Here is a 19,309-nt window from a genome sequence, read left to right as displayed (position 1 = left end):
CGCCCGAATCTCAAAGAATTGTGCACCGGCTTTAAAACCTCGACATGGAATTGCCGGGTTCGAGGTCTTGTCATCGTTTCTTGCTCCAGATATTGGATGCCGACATGAAGAAGGCTGAAAAGATGGCTCCACGGATTGCAGTGCTTGGTTGCGGCTATTGGGGCAGCAACCATATCCGTACCCTGAAGAGCCTTGGCGCCCTTTATGCCGTCTCGGACCAGAACAGCGATCGTGCCGCGGGCTTTGCCGCCGAGCAAGGCGTCCTGCATATTGCTGCCGACGAAATCTACACGCATCCGGACGTCGACGCGATCGTCATGGCGCTGCCGCCGCAGTTTCACGCGCAGGCTGCAATCAAGGCCGTTCGCAACGGCAAGGACGTGCTCGTCGAGAAGCCGATCGCGCTGACTGTCCCCGACGCCGAAGCTGCGGTGAAAGCTGCCCACGATAATGGCCGCATCTTCATGGTCGGCCATGTGCTGCGGTTTCATCCGGCTTTCGAAAAGCTGCTCGACCTGATCAAGGCCGGCCATCTCGGAAACGTGCGATATATCCATTCGCACCGGCTCGGCCTTGGCAAGTTTCACACGGAGAACGATGCGCTCTGGGATCTGGCTCCGCATGATTTGTCGATGATCCTGGCGATTACTGGGACCGAGCCGATCGAAGTGCGCGGCGAGGGCGCCGCGGTGCTCGACCACCTCAGTGATTTTGCGCACCTCCACCTTCGCTTTCCCGACAATGTGCGCGGGCATCTCTTTGCTTCGCGCCTCAATCCCTATCGCGAGCGTCGCCTGACCGTCGTCGGCACCAAGGCCATGGCCGTCTTCGATGACATGGAGCAATGGGACAAGAAACTCGCAGTCTACAAGCACTCGATCTGGCAGGATAATGGCGCCTGGGCATCAACCACGGAAGAGCCGACCTATGTCAAGATCGCACAGGGCATGCCGCTGACGCGCGAACTGCAAAATTTCATATCGTGCATCGAAACGCGAGAGGAGCCGCGCACCGATGGCGAGGAAGCAATCCGCGTGCTGCGCATCCTGACAGCCGGCACCGTGGCGCACACGGAGCCCAAGCGCGATACACCAGCCTACGGTTGACGCGCGCAAAGATTGCACTCGGCATAAAGCGTTGTTACAAGGCCGCACAAACTTTGAATGGCGACGTCTGGCAGTCCACTGGCTGCCCATCTAAACAATCGCCTTGACTGTTGCTCGCGGCGATTGCGCGAGCATATTTGATATTGGAGCAATGATGCAGTTCATCGATCTCGGCGCACAGCGTGAACGGATTAGCGGCAAACTCGACGCGGCGATCGCCAAGGTCGTTCGCGAGGGTAAATACATCCTCGGGCCTGAAGTTGCCGAATTCGAAAAGCGTCTCGCCGAATATGTCGGCGTCGAACATGTGATCGCCTGCGCCAACGGCACCGATGCGCTGCTGATGCCGCTGATGGCGAAGGGCATCGGTCCGGGCCACGCGGTGTTCGTCCCGAGTTTCACCTTTGCTGCAACCGCCGAAGTCGTGGCGCTTGCCGGGGCCGAGCCGGTATTCATCGATGTCGATCCCGAGACCTACAACATCAATGTCGAGCAGTTGCAGGCGGCAATTGCCGCCGTGCGCGCCGAAGGGCGCCTCGAGCCCAAGGCGATCATTCCGGTCGACCTTTTCGGTCTTGCCGCCGATTACACCTCGCTTTCCGCCATTGCCGCCAAGGAAGGCCTCTTCGTTATCGAGGACGCGGCCCAATCGATCGGCGGCAAACGTGACAATGCCATGTGCGGCGCGTTCGGCGATGTCGCCGCAACGAGCTTCTACCCGGCCAAGCCGCTCGGATGCTATGGCGACGGCGGGGCGATGTTCACCAATGACGCTTCGCTTGCCGAGATTTTGCGGTCCGTGCTGTTCCACGGCAAGGGCGAGACCCAGTATGATAATGTCCGTATCGGGCTCAATTCGCGCCTCGACACGATCCAGGCGGCGGTGCTCATCGAAAAGCTCGCCATTCTCGAGGACGAGATGGAAACGCGTCAGGTGGTGGCGAAGCGCTACGCCAATGGGCTGAAGGACGCCGTCAAGGTTGCGCATATGCCGGCCGGCTCACGCTCGGCCTGGGCACAGTATGCTATCGAGACGGAAAAACGCGATGCCTTGAAGGCGCATCTTCAGGCAAATGGCATTCCTTCGGTGATTTACTACGTGAAGCCGCTGCATTTGCAGAAGGCGTATGAGCATTATATGCGTGCGCCGGGCGGGCTACCTGTATCGGAGACCTTGCCAAAGAATATACTCTGCCTGCCGATGCACCCCTACCTCAGCGAAGCCGATCAGGACCGTATTATCGGTACCATTCGCGAGTTTCACGAGAAGGCCTGAGGGGTTAGTCACCCCGGAGATGGCTCCTCGGGCTATGTCCCGAGGACCCATCAGGCATGAGACAAGCAAGCCGCCTCACGCGGCGGCGTGGCCCTGCTGGGCGAGCCGCTTCAGCATGGCTTCGGCCTTTGGAGCGCGCTCGGAGCGGCCGATGAAGCCGCCGCCATAGACGCGGGCCGTATTGCTGTTGTCGGAATAGAGCACGCAGGCCTGGCCGGGAGCAATGCCGCTTTCGCCATCGACGAGTTCGACGAAGGTCTCGCCGTCGCGATGGTGCAGGAGTGCCGGGCGCGGCGGACGGGTGGAGCGGACCTTGGCGTAGACTTCGACACCGCCCTCGGGAATTGCCGAAAGCGAGCCATCGCCGAGCCAGTTGATGTTGCGCAGAAACACCTTGTGCGTTTCCAGGGCCTCGCGTGGGCCGACGACAACCCGCGCATTCCTGGCATCGAGATGGATGACGTAGAGCGGATCGCCCGTCGCGACGCCAATGCCGCGGCGCTGGCCGATCGTATAGTGGACGATACCCTCGTGCCGGCCGAGCACGCGCCCGTCGATGTGAACGATATCGCCCGGGTTCGCGGCCTCAGGCTTCAGCTTCGAGATGATGTCGGAATATTTGCCCTGCGGCACGAAGCAGATGTCCTGGCTATCCTGCTTGTTGGCGACGGTGAGGCCGAGCTCCTCGGCGATGGCGCGGGTTTCGGTCTTGGTCATGCCGCCGAGCGGAAAGCGCAGATAGTCGATCTGTTCCTGCGTCGTCGCAAACAGGAAATAGCTCTGGTCCTTGTCGGTATCGACCGGCCGGTAGAGGGCACGGTGGGCACCATTGGCGTGGCTGCGGATATAATGGCCGGTCGCCAGGGCATCGGCCCCGAGGTCACGCGCGGTCTGCAACAGGTCGGCGAACTTGACAGTCTGATTGCAGGAAACGCAAGGGATCGGCGTTTCGCCGCTGACATAGCTTGCAGCGAACGGATCGATCACAGCTTCGCGGAAACGTGCCTCGTAATCGAGCACGTAATGGGGGATACCGAGAAGCTCAGACACCCGGCGCGCGTCCTCGATGTCCTGGCCAGCGCAGCAGGAGCCTGCACGATGGGTCGAGGCGCCATGATCGTAAAGCTGCAATGTCACGCCGACAACATCATAGCCTTCGCGTTTCAGGATGCCCGCGACGACAGAAGAATCCACGCCGCCAGACATGGCAACGACGATACGGGTGTCTTCCGGCTTTCCCGGCAGATCGAGGCTATTCAAGGTCATAAGCGGATCCGGTTATTGGCAGCGGCATAAAGGCGCAGCGCTATTGTCGGGCTCTATATAGGTGAATTGACCGGTTCTGCCAACAGGAAGTGCGCCAAGATAAGTCTTTCTCGTTCAAAGTTTTCTGAACAAAGCCGACGGGCACCCGGTGAAATATTTGCAGTTGGACAAAAGTTTAATGAAATCCCTATGCCTCCATTAACCGAGGTTACCAGACAATGACTCGGCGTTTAGGCAATTATTAAAGCCCTCTCTGTAATGTCTGCTGCGATAGGTCTTGAAGTTTAGTGTAGAGAGTACAATGACCGATCTTGTTCGACCGAGAGTAAAATATGTTATCGGCCCGGATGGCAGTCCACTGACCATCGCCGATCTTCCACCCGCGAATACGCGGCGTTGGGTCATTCGCCGCAAGGCTGAGGTGGTTGCCGCTGTGCGCGGTGGTCTTCTTAGTCTTGAGGAAGCATGCCAGCGCTACACTTTGACGGTGGAGGAGTTCCTGTCCTGGCAGTCCTCGATCTCCGATCACGGGCTGGCTGGCCTTAGAACAACCCGGATACAGCAATATCGTCATTAGATGATGGTGCAAGAAAGTTGGGAGAGGCTGGTCGCAAGACCAGCCTTTTTCCATTTGGCCATGCCGCGATTAATCTGCCTGCTTTTCCCTGGCAACGATAAGGTGGGCCGCGACCGCCGAAAGTATTGCCGAGGCGGTGAAGAACCAGAGGCCCGGCTGTGCGATCGCAGTAGCAAGCCCGCTGGTCTTGGCGCCGAAAATCACGAGGGCGACCAGAAGCACGTCGAGCATCGACCACTTAGACAATAGCCCGACCCAGCGATGAAGGGCCCGGGACGCGGCCGGTACCTGCGCCGCCGCCATCTGCGCGACGCCGAGCTTTACGACCGGCAGGACAACCGAAAAGAGAAGGACGGTGAGTGCGAGGAACCAGTCGCCGCTGCGCCACAGCGAGCCGATGATATCGAGAAGCGACGGGCTTTCGTCGAAGAAATAGAGCTTGCTCACATTCATCAGCGGCATGGTCAGCCCCAATGCGAGGGTGAATGTCGCGATGAAAAGCAGGATCGGAATGATAAATCTTGTCGACATGCTGATATCCGACCGAGGCTGACAGCCCATGCATGAAGGAAATGCATGGCGCCCGTCAAGGACGGCGAAGACAATTTGCGCCCACGGCAAGAGTTTGCCCTTCGCGATGCAGGATCGGCTCAATTTAAACAAGATTTGCACTAGAGAGACTGGATCACATTCACTTGTTACCGATTGACGCTTCACATGATGGATCGCCATAGTAAGTTTAGATGCGGCCGGCAGTCCGCCGGCGGTAATATTTGATGGTTTAATCCACACAGAGCATTGGATTCGTGCACCTTATGCGTACCAGATTTGGCTTGTTGCTTGCTTTCCTGACGGTCGTTTCCTCTGCTCAGGCGTTGGAAACCGCCTCACCTCCGGTGCTCGCGCCTGAGGAGGATCAAGGCAAGGCTGCGCATTTGAGTGCGCAGGTATTGACCTATTATCACTACAAGAAAGTGCCGCTGGACGACGCTTTGTCGGCGAAAATCACCGATCGATACATAGAATTGCTGGACCCGGACCGATCCTTTTTCCTTCAGTCCGATATCGACACGTTCATGGCCAGCAAGGACAAACTGGACGATGCCATCTATGCCGAAGATCTCACTATCCCGTTTGGGATGTTCAACGTTTATGACCAGCGCTTCGTGGAGCGTATGAGTTACGCACGCGGACTTCTCAAGGATGGGTTCGATTTCAACCAAAAAGAAGACTTTACGATCCGACGGGACAAGGAGCCTTGGCCGAAAACCGAAGCGGAAAGCCAGGATATATGGCGCAAGCGCGTCAAGAACGACTGGCTGCGCCTGAAATTGGCCGGTACGTCCGATGCAAAGATACGCGAGACACTCGGCAAGCGTTATGAGAACTCGCAGGCCCGCGCCTATAAATACAAGAGCGACGATGTATTTCAGACGTTCATGACCGCCTATACCAATGCCGTCGAACCCCATACCGACTATTTTGGCGTTGCCGCCGCTTCGGAGTTCGACATTTCAATGAAACTCTCGCTCGTCGGCATCGGCGCCGTTCTTCAGGAGCGCGATGAGTATACGACCATACGGGAACTGGTGGCCGGCGGACCTGCCCAACTCTCAGGCCAGCTTAATGCGGGCGACAGAATTGTCGGGGTGGCACAAGGCAAGGACGGTCCAATGGTGGACGTCGTCGGCACTCGATTGAACGAGGTGGTAAAGCTCATACGCGGAGAAAAGGATACGGTCGTACGGCTGGATATCATGCCATCCGACGCGGGCCCCGACGGCAAGCACCGGCTCATTACTCTGGTGCGCGATAACATCAGCCTGGAAAAACAGGCCGCCAAGAAAAGCATCAGGATCGTGAAGAATGGTGATCTCACGCGCAAAATCGGCGTTATCGATTTGCCCACATTCTATGACGACTTCGAGGGACGGCGACGGGGTGACAAGAACTATCGCAGCGCGAGCCGCGATGTTGCCAAGCTGTTGGCGGAACTCGAAGACGAAAAGGTTGACGGCGTCGTTATCGACTTGCGCAACAATGGCGGGGGCTCCTTGCCTCAGGCGATCGAACTGACCGGCCTGTTTGTTGGCAAGGGACCCGTCCTGCAACAGCGCAATGGCGAGGGCGACATCAAGGTCGATGGCAATGATCGTGGCCAGGCGAAATGGACTGGGCCGCTTGCAGTCCTTATCAATCGCGGATCGGCCTCGGCTTCCGAGATTTTTGCCGCGGCAATACAGGACTATGGCCGAGGGCTTGTTATCGGCGAACCAAGCTTCGGCAAGGGCACCGTGCAAACTGTGGTCGACCTCGATGAGCAAGCGCGCAATCCAAAGCCGGAATTCGGCGAATTGAAGATGACGGTCGCGCAGTTCTTCCGCATTAATGGCGGGACTACCCAGCTGCGCGGCGTGACGCCGGATATCATCCTGCCCGGGTTTTCGGACGAGGAGACGCTCGGGGAGTCGAGTTACGACAACGCGTTGCCATGGTTGCAGATCAAACCTGCCAAGTACAAGCCGCTCGGGGATATCAAGCCGATCTTGCCGGAACTTCAAAGCCGCCACGACGCGCGTGCCAAGGAAGACAGGGATCTCAAGAGACTCGTCGAAGACGTGAACGAGCTCAAGGACTTGCGTGACAAGCGGGTCATATCCCTCAATGAAACCGAGCGACGTGCCGAAAGGGATCGCCAGATTGGCCGCCTGAAGGCCCGTGAAGCAGCCGATGGCAAGGACTCAGCGTCGACCACAGATCTTGTATTTCAAGAGGATGGTCTGCAGGCCGACGAGCGCAGCATGAGTGCGGATATTGCGAGCGAAAAAGCGCTGAAGGATGCAAAAGACGTGCTTCTCGACGAGACGGTGCACATTCTCAGCGATGCATCCGACCTCGGCAAAGTCACGTCGGCGAAAAACAATTGATCAATGGCAGTTGATGGGCACCCGGCATCGGGTACCGCGAGTCGCAATAACGATGGTGTAACAATGAGTGGTCAGATCAGTATCGAAAAGCAGGAAACGGGCAAGGGCGGACGCTATGTGGCTGTTGTATCCGGCCATGAAGCCGAGATGACCTTCTCGCGCGCAAGCCCCCATCTCATCATCATCGACCACACCGCGGTGCCTGACGCGCTTCGGGGGCAGGGCGTCGGCCAGGCGCTCGCCCTGAATGCGGTGGAAGATGCGCGAGCGGGTGGCTGGAAGATAATTCCGCTTTGCCCGTTCATGCGGGCGCAATCGCTGCGTCACAGCGAATGGTCGGACGTAATCCAGCAGCGATAGGGCGACAGTCCGTCAGCCAATCATGGCGCGCTTGTCGGTCAGGGGGATCTCTTCCTCGCGCGGCTTGCCGTCACGCTGCTCAAGCGCCTCGGCCTTGGCAAGTTCGGCTTCCGATTCGGCAAGGGCGGCTTCCGCCTCGTCCTTTTGCGCCTTCAGGTCACGGATCGAGTCGAAAAGATTGTCGCGGCGCTGGCGCGCGGCCTTTGCGAACGTGGGATAGGCAAAGTGCGTCGTGTCGGTGATGCCGGCCTTCTTTTCCTCTGAAAGGATCTGGGCGTCCAGTTCAGCGGCCATGCGTTCGAATTCGCCCATCATCAGATCGAGTTGACCGAGCTGGCGGCGCTTTTCCTTGACCTGAAAGAGTTTCAGCCGAACCAAACCCTCATGCGACTTCATGCTCACTACCCCCTCAACGCCATACTCTCAGGCCGGTACGAGTAAGCCGCCAAATGCGAGGCGGCGGTCCATCCAGCCGGTATTCCACCCGAATCACCTCGGGAAAATGAAACAAAAACTTAAAGGCGGCCCCGTCTGGTAACCTTTCCTTTACGTTCAGCATTAATCATACGCCTTAAGACTTAAAGCTCGGTAAATCGAATCCTGAAGTTTCTAGGCAGAGATTTTATTGAGTCGAATGAATCGCTTAGCCTTTGAACCTGAAGCACCATCTAATGGTTTTTGGCAGGCGAGTTGACCTTATGAATCAATGCGGTGCCTGCGATCTCTAAATTAAGAGTCGAGGGCACTTGCAAAGCGGAATCAGATTTTGTTAACCATTCGGTGGCAATCTTAACGTTATGGAAACGGCTTGTTCGCGACCTGGCTTCGGGATTGCACGGCAACCCATTTCAGCGGCGGGAAAAGGGGAATGATATGCGGGTTCTTTTAATCGAAGACGATAGTGCAACGGCCCAGAGCATCGAACTGATGCTCAAGTCGGAAAGCTTCAATGTTTATACGACTGATCTGGGCGAGGAGGGTGTCGATCTCGGCAAGCTCTACGACTATGATATCATCCTTCTCGACCTGAATCTGCCGGACATGTCCGGCTACGAAGTGCTACGGACGCTTCGCCTGTCCAAGGTGAAGACCCCGATCCTTATCCTCTCCGGCATGGCCGGCATCGAGGACAAGGTTCGCGGCCTCGGTTTCGGCGCCGACGACTATATGACGAAGCCCTTCCACAAGGATGAACTCGTCGCCCGCATCCATGCGATTGTTCGCCGCTCGAAGGGTCACGCCCAGTCGGTCATCACAACGGGCGATCTCATCGTCAATCTCGATGCCAAGACGGTGGAAGTCAGCGGACAGCGCGTGCATCTGACCGGCAAGGAATACCAGATGCTGGAACTGCTCTCGCTGCGCAAGGGCACGACGCTGACCAAGGAAATGTTCCTCAACCACCTCTATGGCGGCATGGACGAGCCTGAACTCAAGATCATCGACGTATTTATTTGCAAGCTGCGCAAGAAGCTCGACTCGGCTTCCGACGGTGTGAATTACATCGAAACCGTATGGGGCCGCGGCTATGTGCTGCGCGAGCCGGACTCGACCGAACTGCGCGAAATCGCCTGATAACATTGCGCAAGAAATTCAAGGGGCTCCGTTAGCGCGGAGCCTTTTGCTTTTGGAGTCAGCGTTTGCGTTTGAGCGGGTAAATGGTCTCACCCTGGGCAAGCATGGCGATATATTTCTGTATGTGCGCTGCCCGTGTTTTAGCCTGTTTCACGCCATGGACGCGGTAGAGAATTGCAAACCGGTTGTGGCCATCAAGCTGGTTGAAGAACGTCAGCGCCTCCGGATTGGCATCCAGGGCCCGTTGCAAATCGTCAGGTACTGTCGCGGTGCTCTGCCGGGCATAGGCGGCATCCCAGCGCCCGTCGGCCTTGGCTTTTTCGACTTCGGCAAGGCCTGCCGGTTGCATCCAGCCCTGCGCCATCAGTTCGATCGCCTTGTCTCGATTTTTCTCTGACCACTTGCTGGTGGCCCGACGAGGTGTGAAGCGGATAAGCCAGTGGTGTTCGTCGAGTTTGTCGAGTTGGCCATCGATCCAGCCATGGCAGAGCCCACATTCGATCGCTTCCTCGCGAGACACGCCCTTGATCGGGGCATTCTTCTTCGCAAGCTTTAGCCAAATCCCCTGCGAAGTGATCGGTTCAGCGGCGAGAAAATCGTCAAGCTCCCTTGCCGACGCAAAGAACCTCACAGGAAGATCGCTCTTCGGCATCAGCCCGCCACTGGAACCTGCGGCAGGATTTCGGCGATCGATGCCCGGTTGAAAGGCTTGAGCAGATAGCCGGCAGCACCAGCGCGCTTGGCGCGCATGATCTTGGCAAGGTCGATCTCCGGAAGGCAAAGGTAGATCTTGCTGTTGGCGCCGCCGGGAAGCGATTTTACCTGTGCGATGACATCGGCAGCCGGCATGTCGGCGATCGCGCTGTCGAGAATGATGATATCGGGCATCTCGACGCTGCAGGCAGCAACCGTCTGGAAGCCGGTGTCGGCGGTCGTGACGACGGTCGTTTCGCTCGCGATGAGTCGGCGGGCGACCTTCCGCACGACCGGCGAGCCATCAATGATCATGCAACGCAGCAATACAATACCCCCGGCAGGCCAGAAACATACCGTTCCGGGTAAGAAGACTAGCGGGCCTGGGTGAACAAATACCCAAGGTTGATGGTAAATATTAGTGCAACTTTTGCGCGGCGATCAGGCTGCGGCGAAAACGATCTCTTCCGGTGTCGCATGGATCGAGATGGTCATGCCGGCTTCCTGCGCAAGCAGCAGGGTATAGTAGGGCTGTACCGCGTGGGCGTCGATCGGTTCTTCCGGTACCCTGCCGCTGTGAAGTTCGAGGAACTTCGGCGGTACGCGCAGCATCGGCCCCCGCGAGGTGAGGCTGAAACGCGGCTCGGTGTCCCCGCCCTCAAGCTTGACTGCGAGCGTGCCGCCACGGGGAAGGGCGGCATTGGCGATCAGGACGAGGTTGAGCAAGAGCTTCACCTTGTTCTTCGGCAGAAGGACGCGGGTGCCTTCCCAGGTGAACTGTGCTTTCTCGCCTTTCATATATTCGTTGGCGACGTTTTGCGCGTCGCCGGTGTCGATCTGGACGCCTGCGGATCCTGCCGCGCCGAAAGCAATGCGGGCAAATTGCAGGCGGGCCGAGGCGCTACGAGCGCTCGACTTGATGAGGTTCATCGCATCCTCGTCGGCGCCGCCCTCCTCGAGGAGTTCGAGGCCGTTGTTGATTGCACCAACCGGCGAAATGATGTCATGGCAGATGCGGCTGCTCAGGAGTGCTCCGAGGTCCGTTGCCGAGAGAATTACGGGCAATGTCATGAGGGCTTCTCCTGGAGGTGGTCGAGTGGGTTTTCGCGAATCACTGGCAAGCGAATCACTTCGAATTTCAGCGCTATTTGGATACATAGACGCGTCCAGATCGGCAAGAAGCTCGTGGCGAAAGCCTGTGAATGCTGAATTTCCGGCATTTTTGCCGATCTTTGCAAGTCATTGAAATGCCAAGATCGATTCATAAACTTTTATACAAGGTTTAGCGCCTTAAATTGAGCACCAAATCATTAGGCAGGCGCAAGATCTGCAAATTTCCCGTATCAGGCGTCAGGCAAAGAAGCGAACAGCCAAAAGGAATTACGATGGCGTCTCTACTCTTGTCTATGAACCGTGGTCTTCTTCTCGTCCTGACACTCGTGTCACTTGTTTTTGCCCAGGCCCAGGGGGCCCGCGCGCAAGAAACCTATACGATGGAAGAGATCGTCAATTCCGGTCAGCGGTTCTTCGGATCGACCTCAGGCGGATTGGCCACAGCTGTCGAAAAGGTGTTCGCGAGTTACGGCCTTCCTAACGGCTATGTCCTTGGCGAGGAAGGATCGGGCGCTCTCATCGGCGGCCTGACCTACGGGGAGGGCACGCTCTATACAAAGAACGCCGGCGATCACAAGACCTACTGGCAGGGCCCGTCGATCGGCTGGGATTTTGGCGGACAGGGCTCCCGCGTGATGATGCTGGTTTATAACCTCGACGATGTTCAAAATCTTTACGGGCGCTTTGTTGGGGTTGCTGGTTCTGCCTACCTTTTTGCCGGCGTGGGCTTCAATGTTCTCAAGCGCAACCAGGTATTGCTCGTTCCGATCCGAACGGGTGTCGGCGCGCGTCTTGGCGTCAATGTCGGTTACTTGAAGCTGACCCAGACCCCGACATGGAATCCGTTCTGACCGAGCAGGATTCAAGTCTGCCCGGCGCGGACCCATGCGGTCCGCGTCTTTGTTTTCGGCGCCCCCGCTGCTAAGACTCCCTTTAAAGAAACGCCAACAGGACCCCGATCTTGATCCAGTCCGTAATCTATTTTGCCCTTGGGTTCTTGAGTGCCGTGCTCCTGGTCCTGCTGCTCGCGCCGCCAATCTGGCGCAGGGCCATGCTTTTGACCCGCAAGCATGTCGAGGCCGAGACACCCCTGACGCTCAATGAAATTCAGGCGCAAAGGGATGGATTGCGCGCCGAACACGCGATGGCGGAGCGCAAGCTCGAACTTGCACTCGAAAGCGCGCGCAACAAGGCGGCGCTGCACCTGACCCAGATCGGCGAAAAGGAACGGCTCATTCGCAAGCTCACGGCGGATCTCGGCGAGCGGCAAACCAGTATCGCCGGTCTTTCAACGTCACTGAGTACTAATGAAGACACGCTCGAACGATCGTCACAAAATCTCAGTGGCACGGCGAAGACGCTAGAAGAGCGCACCAACGAGGTTGAGCAGCTGAACCGGCGTCTTTCTAAACTCTCGATCGACGCCGATAGCCTGCAGATTGAACTCGCTGCCCAATCCGCGCGCGTCGAAAACCTCCTCGACGAATTGAACGACGCGCGGCGCGAAAAGCGCGACAGCGACGAGCAGCGGCGGAAAATCGAGACCGAGCACAAGGCTTTGCAACATAGACTGGAGCAGGAAACGGCGCAGCGTACCGAGTTCGAAAAGCAGGCGACCGTGCTTTTGACCAAGTTGTCCGACGCAGAGGCGAAACTCGCCCGTCGCGAGAAAGACATGGAACGGCTGAACGAGAGACTGCGCAAGGTCCTCGCTGACGGCCGCAAGCAGGGCACTTCCGTTGTCGATACGCCACGTGGCAAGCAAGCGCTGATCCAGGCCGACGAAACACGGCTTATGCGCGACGAGATGAATACGCTTGCCGCACAGGTCGTGGCGATGGTGGCGAAGCTTGAAGGCGAGAAGTCTCCCGTCAACGACATTCTAGGCAAGGCTAAAAGGCAGGTGCCGGCGGTCTATGATGAAAATGGCGAGGCCATCGTCAGCATTGCCGACCGGGTGCGCGCCCTGCAGAATGCCTCAAAGCCCGCTAAAGCGGCTGAACCGCGCGAGAGCGATGCCTGAGGCGGTTGCAACGTTTAGACTATCGAAGCTCTTCGACATGGGTATTTGCACGGTTTGAAGGCGGTCCAGAAGCGCCTTCGGTAGACCTTCCCCTTCCGTTCCAAGGAGAAGTGCGGTGCGCTGTACGGGCTCAGCCGCGTTGATGCTCGTCTTGCCCGAGGGACTCAAGGCAAAAGTCGTATAGCCTGCCCTCTGCAGTTTACTGACAAGGGCTTCGATCGATCCCTCCCGGGCGAATGGAACCTTGAGCGCCGCGCCAACAGAAACGCGGATCGCCTTGCGGTAGAGCGGATCGCAACTCGTCTCGTCCATGAGAATGCAGTCAGCCTCGAATGCCGCGGCATTGCGGAAGATCGACCCCATATTGTCGTGGTTTGAAAGCCCGCACAGGACAACCGCCAGCCCGTGTTCCGGCATGGCGGCAAGCAATGTGTCGACGGTGTGCTGTCCGCTGCGCCGTCCTATTGCCAGAATGCCGCGATGCATGGGAAAGCCGGCAATCGCATCCATCGTCTCCCGGCTGACGCAATAGACCGGTACGTCGGGCGGACACAGTTTCAGCTGTTCGGACAGGCCCGAAAGCCGGTTCTCCAGCACAAGGAGCGAGTCGGTGGCAAAATGCGGGCTCGTCAAGAGCACGTTCAGAACAACCTTGCCCTCGGCAATGAATCGACCCTCGCGGCCGACGAGATCGCGCTCGCGCACGTCGCGATAGGGCGCAAGTCGATCATCGCGAGGATCGTCGATACGAATGACCCTTTGATCGGGCGACGCCGTCATGCCGGAGATTGGAACGCCTGCAGACCGGCGCGCGCTTCTCCCGCCATGCGGACGAGCGTCTTGTGCATATCCTCAGCCGATGTGAGCGGCGAAGCAAAAAAGACACGCTCAACCGCATCGCCATCCGCGATATCGAAGCCGTCGGCGTCAATGCCGGTGATCCGCCAGTTGCCGTCATCCGCCTTGGCGAAATACCGGGCATAAAGGGCAATCGCCGCCGCATGATCCTCGTTCATGTGCTCGACCGCCGATTTTTCCGCCGCCGCAAGCGCGTCATTAGCCGGATTGAGACTGAGCCATTCGGCTGGCGGCAGCTGATAGGCGCGCCCGAAACCGGCGTTCAGGCGGGCATTGTCGGGTTTGAGCCGGAAGAAACTGAAATCGCCAAGGCCTGCATAGAGCTGGGCCTTTGGAAGGTGCGAAAGATAGCGCCACTCGATCCGCTCATGTTCCGGCGTGTTGCGTGCGATTTGGCGTGCTTTGGCCGTAACGGTCATGCGGGGATGGGCCAGAGGGTCGCCCTTTCCAGGCTCTCCCACCAGCAACGAACAGCGAGGATCGGCAAGGAGCGCCGGCGTATGCGCGGCCAGTGCCGATGCAAGAATGACAGGGGCGCCGTCGTGGTCGGTGGCAAGGCCTACCCGCGTCGCGATAGGATGGCCGGAGCCAGGTTCGAGCGTCGCCAGCGCCGCATATCGCGCGGTGCGCAGCAATGTACGCGCCAGGCGAACGGCGCCTTCATCGATTTCACGCAAGACGTCTTTCTTTTCGGCCACGGGATACCTCTCAATCTGTTGGCCGATTGATAGTGCGTGACGGGCAGGGGAACAAGCTGTTTGGTAGCAGTGGCTCAGGCCGCCACTGATTGGTTGTCGTTGAATCCGATCGCATCCATGCAATCATCGAGGAGATCGAGATCAACCGGGCCGATCGTGCACAGGACCGGCGCCACGTCCTCCGCCGGAACCTGCAGCGCCACAAGTTCTTTCAGCGCTTCCATCAGTGATTCGCGCGTGTCATACCGGTGGGAGCGCTTGTGCATCGGCCGTGCCTTTGAGCATGTTTACTGGCCAAAACATTAAGGCAATTACGGTAAACGAATTCTTAATTTTGCCATTTTTGAAATTTTTTTGCTGTGCGGGTGAATAAAATAAGTTCATGATTTCAAAAGGATGAATAGGCATGGTAACGTTAACGTCATCTTTGCCATTGTTTGGCCCTAAATGAGATCATTCTGTGAGCACCTTCACCAGCAGGAACAACAGCGATGAGAATTGCTTCGTGATCGGCTTCGCTAAGTGGAAGATCCATTCAATTGCGGGCATCATAGCGGCCGCGGGGCTTGTCAGTGGTTGCACGCAGACCGGACAGCACTCGAAAATTTCAGCCAATCTGACGAATAAGGGCACCAGCAAAAGCTATGCCTATACGCCGAAGGACAAAGAGTGTCTTGAGCGGGCGATGTTCTTCGAATCCAACCGTTCGAGCCAGGACGGACTGGTTGCGGTTGGCACGGTGGTGATGAACCGCCTCGATTCCGGCAAATGGGGCGACTCCATCTGTGGCGTGGTCGGACAAAAGGGGCAGTTTGCTCCAGGCGTGCTTTCTCGCCCGATGAAGTCCGTTGCCCTCCCGGATGTGCAGGCTGCCGCCGACGCGGTGCTGCGCGGCGAGCGCAATACCAAGGTGAAGAATGCCATGTATTTCCACACGGCGGGTCTTCGCTTCCCCTATAAGAACATGCACTATACGGTCGTTGCCGGTGGCAACGCGTTTTATGAAAAGCGCGACCGCTATAATACGGCAGACATCGCGTCCAAGGATGCAAGCGCAGCCATCGCCAATGCCTATATCGCCAGCCTGCGCATGGGCGGCAGACCGACAATCGCAACTGCCCCGACTATGGTCGCGAGCAATGTGCCGGGCGTAACGACTTCGGTCGCCGCAGCGCCGGCGGCTGCGACGACGACCTCGACCGCGACAGCGGGACGTGTCACTGCCAACCAGCAGCCGATCCTCATGGCACAGGCTGACATAACTCCGGTCATCGCCAATCCGGCGAAGGTTGCCGTGCCGATGGATCCGCCGCCGCAGGCGATGGATTACCGGACCAGCGAGCCGACCGTTCGCGTGGCACAGCCAGCTTCAGCGCCGGCAACCGATCCGAGCTTGCTCGCCTATGAGGCGCCGAACGCCAAGAAGGTCGATGCCATCGGGCAAATGCTGCTCGCGCAGGATCGACCGACGTTCAACTGACCGCTTTTCGTTTCAGAGAGATCATTCGAGGCGCCTTGTGCGCCTCGAATTTTTAGGGGACGAGGTAGTGGTGCGCCCACTGATCGTGCGGCACCACCTGGCCGATCGCATATTGGAACGTCAGGATCGTCATGTGATCGGGTGAGGTCGAGCAGGTGTAGGAGAGGTGATACCACTCTCCCTTGCTGCGAAAGGCTGCCCCGGCCGAGCGGATCTTATCGCCCTTGATCTTCGGCTCTTCAAAAGCATAGGCAACAAGTTCGTCAGGCACCAGCTTGGCCGGGTCCTTATGTATGCGGTCCATCGCCTCGACGTCGCAGCGCTGTTCCAGCCTGGTTTCGGGATCAAGCCGCTGCAACTCTTCCGTTGCACCGCTATCCATGGCCCCGGCCGGCGCCGCCAAAGCGAGCGGCAGCAACAGCATGGCGCTAATTCGTTTCATCATTTCGGCTTTCAAATTGCAGGATATCGAAGCAGGGACCGGCAACAGGCCGGCCGAAGCTCAAAGCGCTAGAGTAACAAGAATTGCCCTAGATACTCCGCCGATTGGGACCAAATTATGAAACGTTCCTCGGCCTGCCCAGCCGATCCATCTTCTGGCGTCACGCCCGGCTATTTTGGTGCCATGCGAATGGCACCGTCGAGCCGGATCGTCTCGCCGTTCAGCATGGGATTTTCAATGATATGCAGCGCGAGGGCGGCATATTCTTCCGGTTTGCCCAGTCTCGAGGGGAAGGGGATCGAGGCTGCCAGCGAATCCTGGACCTCCTGCGGCATGGCAAGCAGCATGGGCGTGCCGAAGATTCCAGGCGCAATCGCCATCACGCGGATGCCGAAGCGTGCGAGTTCGCGTGCCGCTGGAAGGGTGAGGCCGGCTATTCCCGCTTTCGACGAGGCATAGGCGGCCTGTCCGATCTGGCCATCGAAGGCGGCAACCGACGCGGTTGAAATGACGACACCGCGCTCGCCGGTCGCAAGGGGTTCAAGCTTCGCAGCGCGGTCGCTCACCAGACGCAACATGTTGAACGAACCGATGAGGTTGACCTCGATAACGCGGCGATACAATTCGAGATCGTGCGGACCATCGCGGCCGACGATACGGCCGGCATTGGCGATGCCGGCACAATTGACAAGAATGCGCGGCGTCCCAAGTTCATCGGCCACGCGGGCGACCGCCTTTTCGCCCTCGGCAGCATTGGCTACGTTGCAGGCAAGGGCAATTCCGCCGATCTCAGCGGCGACCTTTTCGGCCGCTTCGAGATTGATATCGATGATGGCAACCCTCGCGCCTTTTTGTGCGAGGGCGCGCGCCGTGGCGGCCCCGAGCCCCGATCCGGCGCCTGTAACAATTGCTGTTTGCCCGTTTGCGTCCAAAATAGACCACTCCTGTTGCACTTATGGCGTTGTTGCACGGGTTTTGGTGCTGACCTAGACTGAAATGTACCCTCTTGGCGCGAAATACGCCACGTTTGCGTCAAACTGGTAAACGCTGCTACCCAGCATACCAAAAGTTAGTGGACGGATTTTTAGTCGATTTCACCGTTAATTGATTAAATGGGGCGATTTTCCCCAGAATCGACAATTATGCCTTCCGGGACGGGTTGACTGCGAATGAATCTGCTTGCATTGCGACATGGCAAAGGCTTCCATGCGACTTTCGTTGTAGGCATGGGGGCCTGCAACACAAAAAACCTCTGAAGGTGGAAAAGATGAATACCTACAAGAAACTCCTTGCGGCGAGCGCGCTCGCAATGCTGACGGGTGGGCTGATGGCAGGTGGAGCCTCGGCCAAGACGTTGGTTTATTGTTCGGAAGCTGCACCGGGCGGCTTCGACCCTGCGCTCTATACCGGCGGCGAGACGCTCGACGCTACGGGACAGGCCGTTTTCAACAAGCTGGTCGAGTTCAAGCCGGGCAAGTCCGAAGTCGAGGCCGCGCTTGCTGAAAGCTGGACGATCTCCGACGATGGCCTGCAGTACACGTTCAAGCTGCGTCCGGGCGTCAAGTTCCAGACCACTAGCTATTTCACGCCGACGCGTGACCTCAATGCCGACGACGTCGTTTTCTCCTTCGAGCGTCAGAAGGAAGGCAGCCCCTGGGCGAAATATGTCGACGGTGCTTCCTATGAATATTTCGAAGGCATGGATTTCCCCAAGCTGATCAAGTCGGTTGAGAAGGTCGACGACCTGACCGTCAAGATCACGCTGACCAAGCCGAATGCGCCGATGATCGCCAACCTTGCCATGGACTTCTCGTCCATCGTCTCCAAGGAATACGCCGACAAGCTGCAGGCTGACGGCACCCAGCAGAAGTTCAACGAGCAGCCGGTCGGGACAGGCCCGTTCCAGTTCGTCGACTATCAGCTCAACACCGCCATCCGCTACGAAGCCAATCCGACTTTCTGGAAGGGCAAGGTCAAGCTCGACAACCTGATCTTCGCTGTTACGCCGGATGCTGCCGTTCGCGTACAGAAGCTCAAGGCCGGCGAATGCCAGCTGACAATCTATCCGGATCCGGCTGACGTCGAGGGCCTGAAGGCCGACTCGAATCTCACAGTCCTGCAGGAAAGCGGCCTCAACGTTTCGACGCTCGCCTACAACACGACGCAGGCTCCGTTCGACAAGCCGGAAGTGCGCAAGGCGCTCAACATGGCAATCGACAAGAAGGCTATCGTCGATGCCGTCTATCTCGGTCAGGGCACGCCGGCGATCAACCCGATCCCGCCAACGATGTGGTCCTACGACAAGTCGATCAAGGATGACGAGTACAATCCTGAAGCGGCAAAGGCAGCTCTCGAAAAGGCTGGCGTCAAGGATCTTTCGATGAAGATCTGGGCAATGCCGGTTGTTCGTCCATACATGCCGAACGGCCGCCGTACCGCGGAACTGCTGCAGTCGGACTTTGCCAAGGTTGGCGTCAAGGTCGAGATCGTCAGCTACGATTGGCAGGAATATCTGAAGCGCGCTTCGGATCCGAAGCATGATGGTGCCGTCATCATCGGCTGGACCGGTGACAATGGCGATCCGGACAACTTCCTTGCAACGCTTCTTTCTTGCCAGGCCGTAGGCAGCTCGAACCGCGCTGCATGGTGCAACAAGGAATTCACCGACCTGATCGACAAGGCCGCTGTGGTTTCCGACGTTGCCGAGCGCACCAAGCTCTACGAACAGGCGCAGGTCGTGTTCAAGCGCGAAGCTCCGTGGGCAACGCTCGCTCATTCGCTCGTTACGACGGCAATGACCAAGAACGTCACCGGCTACGTGCCGAGCGCTTTCGGTGTCCACAATTTCGAAAGCGTTGACATCGCCGAGTAATCAGACTCCTCGCGGTACCGGCTTCGGCCGGTACCGCATTTTT

21 protein-coding genes are annotated in these 19,309 nt (G+C 58.0%); 10 read left to right on the top strand and 11 right to left on the bottom strand.

Features of this window, described 5'->3' with window-relative positions; all coding sequences use genetic code 11:
- Window positions 1-122: 122 nt before the first annotated feature.
- Entirely contained in the window at window positions 123-1,106 is a 984-nt protein-coding gene (locus HQ945_RS12445) for a Gfo/Idh/MocA family protein (RefSeq protein WP_174208172.1), read from the top strand.
- A 154-nt stretch (window positions 1,107-1,260) separates the two neighbouring features.
- Window positions 1,261-2,382 carry a DegT/DnrJ/EryC1/StrS family aminotransferase gene (locus tag HQ945_RS12440; protein WP_113280925.1) on the top strand — a complete coding sequence of 374 codons (1,122 nt, stop codon included), beginning with the start codon at window positions 1,261-1,263 and terminating at the stop codon, window positions 2,380-2,382.
- 75 nt (window positions 2,383-2,457) lie between these two features.
- Here the strand turns inward: HQ945_RS12440 and mnmA are convergent, their stop codons facing one another.
- Entirely contained in the window at window positions 2,458-3,648 is a 1,191-nt protein-coding gene (mnmA, locus tag HQ945_RS12435; protein ID WP_174208121.1) for a tRNA 2-thiouridine(34) synthase MnmA, read from the bottom strand.
- 301 nt (window positions 3,649-3,949) lie between these two features.
- On the opposite strand from mnmA, the gene sciP reads away from it, so the two are divergent.
- On the top strand, window positions 3,950-4,225 hold the full coding sequence (gene sciP, locus HQ945_RS12430) for a CtrA inhibitor SciP (protein WP_081816000.1): 276 nt from the start codon (window positions 3,950-3,952) through the stop codon (window positions 4,223-4,225).
- A 69-nt stretch (window positions 4,226-4,294) separates the two neighbouring features.
- Here the strand turns inward: sciP and HQ945_RS12425 are convergent, their stop codons facing one another.
- The gene (locus HQ945_RS12425; protein ID WP_113280835.1) at window positions 4,295-4,756 is read right to left on the bottom strand and encodes a paraquat-inducible protein A; all 462 of its coding nucleotides are present in this window, start codon (window positions 4,754-4,756) and stop codon (window positions 4,295-4,297) included.
- Between the two features lie 284 nt (window positions 4,757-5,040).
- On the opposite strand from HQ945_RS12425, the gene HQ945_RS12420 reads away from it, so the two are divergent.
- Together HQ945_RS12420 and HQ945_RS12415 are read left to right on the top strand one after the other, a co-directional pair.
- Window positions 5,041-7,152, top strand: a complete 2,112-nt coding sequence (locus HQ945_RS12420) for a carboxy terminal-processing peptidase (protein WP_113280834.1) — start codon at window positions 5,041-5,043, stop codon at window positions 7,150-7,152.
- A gap of 63 nt (window positions 7,153-7,215) precedes the next feature.
- A complete protein-coding gene (locus HQ945_RS12415; RefSeq protein ID WP_081815999.1) occupies window positions 7,216-7,512 on the top strand; it encodes a GNAT family N-acetyltransferase in 297 nt (98 codons plus the stop codon).
- A gap of 12 nt (window positions 7,513-7,524) precedes the next feature.
- Here the strand turns inward: HQ945_RS12415 and HQ945_RS12410 are convergent, their stop codons facing one another.
- Window positions 7,525-7,908 (bottom strand): hypothetical protein, encoded by a 384-nt coding sequence (locus HQ945_RS12410; protein WP_027233502.1) that lies wholly within the window; start codon window positions 7,906-7,908, stop codon window positions 7,525-7,527.
- 477 nt (window positions 7,909-8,385) lie between these two features.
- Here HQ945_RS12410 and ctrA point away from each other — a divergent pair, with 477 nt between their 5' ends.
- Window positions 8,386-9,087, top strand: coding sequence for a response regulator transcription factor CtrA (gene ctrA, locus HQ945_RS12405; RefSeq protein WP_027233501.1), 702 nt, complete (start codon window positions 8,386-8,388; stop codon window positions 9,085-9,087).
- A 58-nt stretch (window positions 9,088-9,145) separates the two neighbouring features.
- Here ctrA and HQ945_RS12400 read toward each other — a convergent pair whose 3' ends face one another.
- The 3 genes from HQ945_RS12400 to chpT all read right to left on the bottom strand — a co-directional run bounded on the left by HQ945_RS12400 (window position 9,146) and on the right by chpT (window position 10,851).
- Window positions 9,146-9,739: a YdeI/OmpD-associated family protein gene (locus HQ945_RS12400; protein WP_113280833.1), complete on the bottom strand. Its 594-nt coding sequence runs from the start codon at window positions 9,737-9,739 to the stop codon at window positions 9,146-9,148.
- Window positions 9,739-10,095, bottom strand: a complete 357-nt coding sequence (locus tag HQ945_RS12395) for a response regulator (protein ID WP_228017854.1) — start codon at window positions 10,093-10,095, stop codon at window positions 9,739-9,741. Before HQ945_RS12395 ends, HQ945_RS12400 begins: the two co-directional genes overlap by 1 nt.
- Before the next feature lie 126 nt (window positions 10,096-10,221).
- Window positions 10,222-10,851, bottom strand: coding sequence for a histidine phosphotransferase ChpT (gene chpT / locus HQ945_RS12390; protein WP_027233498.1), 630 nt, complete (start codon window positions 10,849-10,851; stop codon window positions 10,222-10,224).
- Between the two features lie 314 nt (window positions 10,852-11,165).
- On the opposite strand from chpT, the gene HQ945_RS12385 reads away from it, so the two are divergent.
- Window positions 11,166-11,744, top strand: a complete 579-nt coding sequence (locus HQ945_RS12385) for a DUF1134 domain-containing protein (RefSeq protein WP_027233497.1) — start codon at window positions 11,166-11,168, stop codon at window positions 11,742-11,744.
- Window positions 11,745-11,854: 110 nt separating this feature from the next.
- Window positions 11,855-12,916, top strand: coding sequence for a coiled-coil domain-containing protein (locus HQ945_RS12380; RefSeq protein WP_113280832.1), 1,062 nt, complete (start codon window positions 11,855-11,857; stop codon window positions 12,914-12,916).
- Here HQ945_RS12380 and HQ945_RS12375 read toward each other — a convergent pair.
- The 3 genes from HQ945_RS12375 to HQ945_RS12365 form a co-directional block, all read right to left on the bottom strand.
- Entirely contained in the window at window positions 12,872-13,696 is an 825-nt protein-coding gene (locus HQ945_RS12375) for a TrmH family RNA methyltransferase (RefSeq protein WP_174208120.1), read from the bottom strand. The two genes, HQ945_RS12380 and HQ945_RS12375, sit on opposite strands and share 45 nt — an antisense overlap.
- On the bottom strand, window positions 13,693-14,472 hold the full coding sequence (locus HQ945_RS12370; protein ID WP_113280830.1) for a DUF2470 domain-containing protein: 780 nt from the start codon (window positions 14,470-14,472) through the stop codon (window positions 13,693-13,695). Before HQ945_RS12370 ends, HQ945_RS12375 begins: the two co-directional genes overlap by 4 nt.
- Window positions 14,473-14,546: 74 nt before the next feature.
- Window positions 14,547-14,738: a hypothetical protein gene (locus tag HQ945_RS12365; protein ID WP_027233493.1), complete on the bottom strand. Its 192-nt coding sequence runs from the start codon at window positions 14,736-14,738 to the stop codon at window positions 14,547-14,549.
- Window positions 14,739-14,932: 194 nt separating this feature from the next.
- On the opposite strand from HQ945_RS12365, the gene HQ945_RS12360 reads away from it, so the two are divergent.
- On the top strand, window positions 14,933-15,952 hold the full coding sequence (locus HQ945_RS12360) for a cell wall hydrolase (RefSeq protein WP_051615425.1): 1,020 nt from the start codon (window positions 14,933-14,935) through the stop codon (window positions 15,950-15,952).
- Between the two features lie 52 nt (window positions 15,953-16,004).
- Here HQ945_RS12360 and HQ945_RS12355 read toward each other — a convergent pair whose 3' ends face one another.
- Window positions 16,005-16,394: a DUF930 domain-containing protein gene (locus tag HQ945_RS12355; RefSeq protein WP_113280923.1), complete on the bottom strand. Its 390-nt coding sequence runs from the start codon at window positions 16,392-16,394 to the stop codon at window positions 16,005-16,007.
- Between the two features lie 170 nt (window positions 16,395-16,564).
- Window positions 16,565-17,326: a 3-hydroxyacyl-CoA dehydrogenase gene (locus HQ945_RS12350; protein WP_113280829.1), complete on the bottom strand. Its 762-nt coding sequence runs from the start codon at window positions 17,324-17,326 to the stop codon at window positions 16,565-16,567.
- Window positions 17,327-17,661: 335 nt separating this feature from the next.
- On the opposite strand from HQ945_RS12350, the gene HQ945_RS12345 reads away from it, so the two are divergent.
- Entirely contained in the window at window positions 17,662-19,266 is a 1,605-nt protein-coding gene (locus HQ945_RS12345) for an ABC transporter substrate-binding protein (RefSeq protein WP_027233489.1), read from the top strand.
- The last annotated feature ends 43 nt before the right edge of the window (window positions 19,267-19,309 follow it).

The sequence above is a fragment of the Phyllobacterium pellucidum genome (assembly GCF_013327855.1).
Lineage (GTDB): Bacteria > Pseudomonadota > Alphaproteobacteria > Rhizobiales > Rhizobiaceae > Phyllobacterium > Phyllobacterium pellucidum.
The sequence above is the reverse complement of the archived record's forward strand: the minus strand, read 5'-3'. Positions and strand labels throughout refer to the sequence as shown.

Coding starts and splice junctions, on each gene's coding strand:
- HQ945_RS12445 (WP_174208172.1), top strand. CDS start 123: ATGGCTCCACGGATTGCAGTGCTTGGTTGCGGCTATTGGGGCAGCAAC.
- HQ945_RS12440 (WP_113280925.1), top strand. CDS start 1,261: ATGCAGTTCATCGATCTCGGCGCACAGCGTGAACGGATTAGCGGCAAA.
- mnmA (WP_174208121.1), bottom strand. CDS start 3,648: ATGACCTTGAATAGCCTCGATCTGCCGGGAAAGCCGGAAGACACCCGT.
- sciP (WP_081816000.1), top strand. CDS start 3,950: ATGACCGATCTTGTTCGACCGAGAGTAAAATATGTTATCGGCCCGGAT.
- HQ945_RS12425 (WP_113280835.1), bottom strand. CDS start 4,756: ATGTCGACAAGATTTATCATTCCGATCCTGCTTTTCATCGCGACATTC.
- HQ945_RS12420 (WP_113280834.1), top strand. CDS start 5,041: ATGCGTACCAGATTTGGCTTGTTGCTTGCTTTCCTGACGGTCGTTTCC.
- HQ945_RS12415 (WP_081815999.1), top strand. CDS start 7,216: ATGAGTGGTCAGATCAGTATCGAAAAGCAGGAAACGGGCAAGGGCGGA.
- HQ945_RS12410 (WP_027233502.1), bottom strand. CDS start 7,908: ATGAAGTCGCATGAGGGTTTGGTTCGGCTGAAACTCTTTCAGGTCAAG.
- ctrA (WP_027233501.1), top strand. CDS start 8,386: ATGCGGGTTCTTTTAATCGAAGACGATAGTGCAACGGCCCAGAGCATC.
- HQ945_RS12400 (WP_113280833.1), bottom strand. CDS start 9,739: ATGCCGAAGAGCGATCTTCCTGTGAGGTTCTTTGCGTCGGCAAGGGAG.
- HQ945_RS12395 (WP_228017854.1), bottom strand. CDS start 10,095: ATGATCATTGATGGCTCGCCGGTCGTGCGGAAGGTCGCCCGCCGACTC.
- chpT (WP_027233498.1), bottom strand. CDS start 10,851: ATGACATTGCCCGTAATTCTCTCGGCAACGGACCTCGGAGCACTCCTG.
- HQ945_RS12385 (WP_027233497.1), top strand. CDS start 11,166: ATGGCGTCTCTACTCTTGTCTATGAACCGTGGTCTTCTTCTCGTCCTG.
- HQ945_RS12375 (WP_174208120.1), bottom strand. CDS start 13,696: ATGACGGCGTCGCCCGATCAAAGGGTCATTCGTATCGACGATCCTCGC.
- HQ945_RS12365 (WP_027233493.1), bottom strand. CDS start 14,738: ATGCACAAGCGCTCCCACCGGTATGACACGCGCGAATCACTGATGGAA.
- HQ945_RS12355 (WP_113280923.1), bottom strand. CDS start 16,394: ATGAAACGAATTAGCGCCATGCTGTTGCTGCCGCTCGCTTTGGCGGCG.
- HQ945_RS12345 (WP_027233489.1), top strand. CDS start 17,662: ATGAATACCTACAAGAAACTCCTTGCGGCGAGCGCGCTCGCAATGCTG.